This window comes from Streptomyces sp. NPDC006552, from assembly GCF_040611655.1.
Classification (GTDB): Bacteria; Actinomycetota; Actinomycetes; order Streptomycetales; family Streptomycetaceae; genus Streptomyces.
In genome coordinates this window covers 1-3,787 of record NZ_JBEXOS010000140.1, presented here as the reverse complement: position 1 = coordinate 3,787, position 3,787 = coordinate 1, and the positions used below count along the sequence as shown (strand labels likewise).

Below are 3,787 nucleotides of genomic sequence, written 5' to 3'. Positions count from 1 at the left end.
GGAGGCGCACTGCGTGCTGCCTCCGGAGCCGATGAGATGGCGCACGCAGTGCGCATCTCAGGGGCGCGGGGAACTGCGCGAGCAACCACGACGGTGCTTCAGCCGAAGAACAACCCAGGGGCGCGGGGAACTGCGCGAGCAACCACGGCGGCGCGTCAGCCGAAGAACAACCCAGGGGCGCGGGCGGCCGCAATGCGCGCCGGGCTACTGCGGGGCGAGTCCTGCGGAACCGCTGATGTCGCTCACGGGACGCGACCCGGGACCGATGTAGCGGGCGGAGGGACGGACCAACCGCCCCGTCCGCTTCTGCTCAAGAATGTGCGCACTCCACCCCGCGGTCCGCGCACACGTGAACATCGACGTGAACATGTGCGCCGGCACCTCGGCAAAGTCCAGCACGATCGCCGCCCAGAACTCCACATTCGTGGCAAGCACCCGATCGGGCCGCCGCGCATGCAGCTCCGCCAGCGCGGCCTTCTCCAGCGCCTCGGCCACCTCGAACCGCGGCGCCCCCAACTCCCGCGCCGTACGCCGCAGCACCCGCGCCCGCGGATCCTCCGCCCGGTACACCCGGTGACCGAACCCCATCAGCCGTTCACCCTTGTCGAGCGCCGCGCGGACGAACCCCTCCGCGTCCCCGGTCCGCTCGATCTCCTCGATCATGCCGAGGACCCGCGAGGGCGCCCCGCCGTGCAGCGGCCCGGACATCGCCCCGACCGCACCGGAGAGCGCGGCGGCGACATCCGCCCCGGTGGAGGCGATGACGCGGGCGGTGAACGTGGACGCGTTCATGCCGTGCTCGGCGGCGCTCGTCCAGTACGCGTCGACGGCCGCGACATGCTTCGGGTCCGGCTCCCCGCGCCAGCGGATCATGAACCGTTCGACGACGGACCGCGCCTTGTCGATCTCGCGCTGCGGCACCATCGCCACGCCCTGCCCGCGCGCGGACTGCGCGACGTAGGACAGGGCCATGACCGCGGCGCGGGCCAGATCGTCGCGGGCCTGCCGCTCGTCGATGTCGAGCAGCGGTTTGAGGCCCCACACGGGCGCCAGCATGGCGAGCGCCGACTGCACGTCGACCCGGATGTCACCGGAGTGGACGGGGATCGGGAACGGCTCGGCCGGCGGCAGGCCGGGGTCGAAGGCGCCGTCGACGAGCAGCCCCCACACGTTCCCGAACGAGACCTGGCCGACGAGATCCTCGATGTCGACGCCCCGGTACCGCAGGGCGCCGCCCTCCTTGTCCGGTTCGGCGATCTCCGTCTCGAACGCGACGACTCCCTCAAGACCGGGTACAAAACCGGAGTCAGTGCCGGGGTCGGACATCAGGCGGCTCCTCTGCGTGCGGATACGTGGGCGTAGGACTGACTGATCGTGCTGGCTGCTGTGCGGCTCCGTGGCGCGGATACGCGGTCGGGCACGACTCGCGCTCCGGTTCGGTACCCCCGTCATGCCCCGAACGGAACGCGGTCACCCAACCGGCCGGGGTCTGTTTCGGCGACGTTTCGGCCTCTGGACGATAACCCTCAGTGCCACAAATGGCGAGAGGTTGCGGCACTCAGTGCCACCTTTCCCTCCTGGGCCCCGGGTGCGGCAGGATGGCGCCGTGAGCGCCGACGACGACCGCGTACCCGACCCCGCCACCATGCGGGAGCAGTACCGCACGCACCGCGGCGGTCTGCTGGAGCCCGACCTCGCCCCGCACCCCATGGCCCAGTTCGCCCGCTGGTTCAAGGAGGCGGCGGCCCCCGGCTCCCCGGTCGCCGAGCCGAACGCGATGGTGGTCTCCACCGCCGACGCCGAGGGCCGGCCCAGCTCCCGCACGGTGCTGCTGAAGTCGTACGACGGCGCGGGCTTCGTCTTCTACACCAACTACGGCTCCCGCAAGGCCCAGGAGCTCGCGGTCAACCCGCACGTCGCACTGGCCTTCCCCTGGCATCCGATGGGCCGACAGGTCCTGGTCACCGGGACGGCCGCGCGGACGACGCGGGAGGAGACCGCGGCGTACTTCCACTCGCGCCCGCACGGCTCCCAGCTGGGGGCCTGGGCCAGCGCGCAGTCGTCGGTACTGACGGACCGGACCGGACTGGACGCCGCCTACGCGGAGTTGGCCCGGCGCCACCCGGCAGGCTCGGCGGTGCCGGTGCCGCCGCACTGGGGCGGCTTCCGGGTCACCCCGCGCACGGTGGAGTTCTGGCAGGGCCGCGAGAACCGGCTGCACGACCGGCTGCGGTACGCCGCGGCGGGCGAGGACACCTGGCACGTCGAACGGCTGAGCCCCTGAGCCCCTGCGCCCCTGAGCGCGGCCGGGCGCTCCGGCCGGTCCCGGGGCCGGTCACAGCTCCGCCAGCACCCCGTCCAGGAACGGTTCGATCGCCGCGCGCCACGCCTCGGGCTGGTCGTAGTGGACCAGGTGCCCGGCGTCCGCCACCTCCGCGTACTGGCCGCGCGGCAGCACCCGGACCATCTCCTGCGCCTCCGCACGCCCCAACTCCCCGTCCAGGCCCCGCACGACGAGCGTCGGGCACCGCACGGCGGCCAGCTCCTCCCAGTGCGCGTCGTACACCCACGTGGAGCGCGCCTGGAGCATCTGGGGCTGCGAGAACACCGGCCGCCAGCCGTCCGCGGACTCGGTCATCACCTCGGCGTAGAACTCACCGCGCGCCGGATTGGCCCGCTCCACCCAGGGGTCGTCCTCGCCGAACCACTTGCGGACGTCCGCGAGTGTCGTGAACGGCAGCGGCCAGGACCGGAACCAGTCCTCCCACTCCCGCTGCGACGCGGCCCCGAGCGCCGAGGCCCGCATGTCGCAGATGATCAGACCTCGCACCAGGTCCGGGCGGCGGGCGGCGAGCTGCCAGGCGGTCAGCGCGCCCATCGAGTGCCCGATCAGCACCGCGGGCTCCAGGCCCAGCTGGACCAGGGCGGCCTCCGCGTCCAGTACGTACGCCTCCCGGTCGAACGGGCCCTGCGGGGGCTTCTCGCTGCGGCCGTGCCCGCGCTGGTCCAGGGCGACCGCCCGGTGGCGCCCGGCCAGCCAGCGCGCCGTGCCCGCCCAGTGGGAGGCCCGGCCCATCAGGCCGTGCAGGAGGAGGACGCCGGGGGCCGGGCCCCCCTCGCCCGACTTGGGCGGGTCGGTGAACTCCCAGGCGGCGAGGCGGACCCCGCCCGCGCCGCTCACATCGATACGCCGCGCCATGGCCCCTGGCACCCCCTGATGGTCGCGCCTGCACTCGCGTACCCGTGCACGCTATCGAACAATCTTTCGAAAGCGCGGTGCTCGCCGACAACACCCCTCGTTTGAGTGACACCCCTCAAGGAATGACTCGCGCCGCCGAGGGGATCTCTTCCTCGGGAGGCGGACCACTCGGGGAAAGGGGTCCGCCGGGGGTGACCCTGGGAGCTCGGGGCTCCGGGTCAGCACAGGGGAGGACAGGCCCCGGCGCCGCACGGCGCCGGGGCTCTCTGTTCCACCGAACGGCAGGTCCATACCAGGCCCCCTCCGGTCATATGCCTCACGCGACAGCCTGGCACGTGGCGCCGCGCGGCGCTGCGATTCCGCACACTGAATCTTCCCCGGGGCCGTATTCGCGCCGCCTGCGACCCCGACACGACCGGCTCCCACAGTTCCCCGCGCCCACGTTTTCGGCTGCGGGCCGGTGGGGCTTCTCGCGCAGTTCCCCGCGCCCCTGAGATGCGCACTTCGTGCGCCATCTCATCGGGCGCCCCTGGGGGGCTACCCGGCGGCCCACGCCGCGGGCGCGCCGATCCGCGGCCCCGGCCCGGG

At 73.2% G+C, this 3,787-nt stretch carries 3 protein-coding genes; 1 reads left to right on the top strand and 2 read right to left on the bottom strand.

Features of this window, described 5'->3' with window-relative positions; all coding sequences use genetic code 11:
* Positions 1-204: 204 nt before the first annotated feature.
* Positions 205-1,326 (bottom strand): citrate synthase 2, encoded by a 1,122-nt coding sequence (locus ABZY33_RS35890; RefSeq protein ID WP_356495915.1) that lies wholly within the window; start codon positions 1,324-1,326, stop codon positions 205-207.
* Between the two features lie 319 nt (positions 1,327-1,645).
* Here ABZY33_RS35890 and pdxH point away from each other — a divergent pair, with 319 nt between their 5' ends.
* On the top strand, positions 1,646-2,284 hold the full coding sequence (gene pdxH / locus ABZY33_RS35885; protein WP_356495916.1) for a pyridoxamine 5'-phosphate oxidase: 639 nt from the start codon (positions 1,646-1,648) through the stop codon (positions 2,282-2,284).
* A gap of 51 nt (positions 2,285-2,335) precedes the next feature.
* Here pdxH and ABZY33_RS35880 read toward each other — a convergent pair whose 3' ends face one another.
* Positions 2,336-3,199, bottom strand: a complete 864-nt coding sequence (locus tag ABZY33_RS35880; protein WP_356495914.1) for an alpha/beta hydrolase — start codon at positions 3,197-3,199, stop codon at positions 2,336-2,338.
* Positions 3,200-3,787 lie beyond the last annotated feature (588 nt).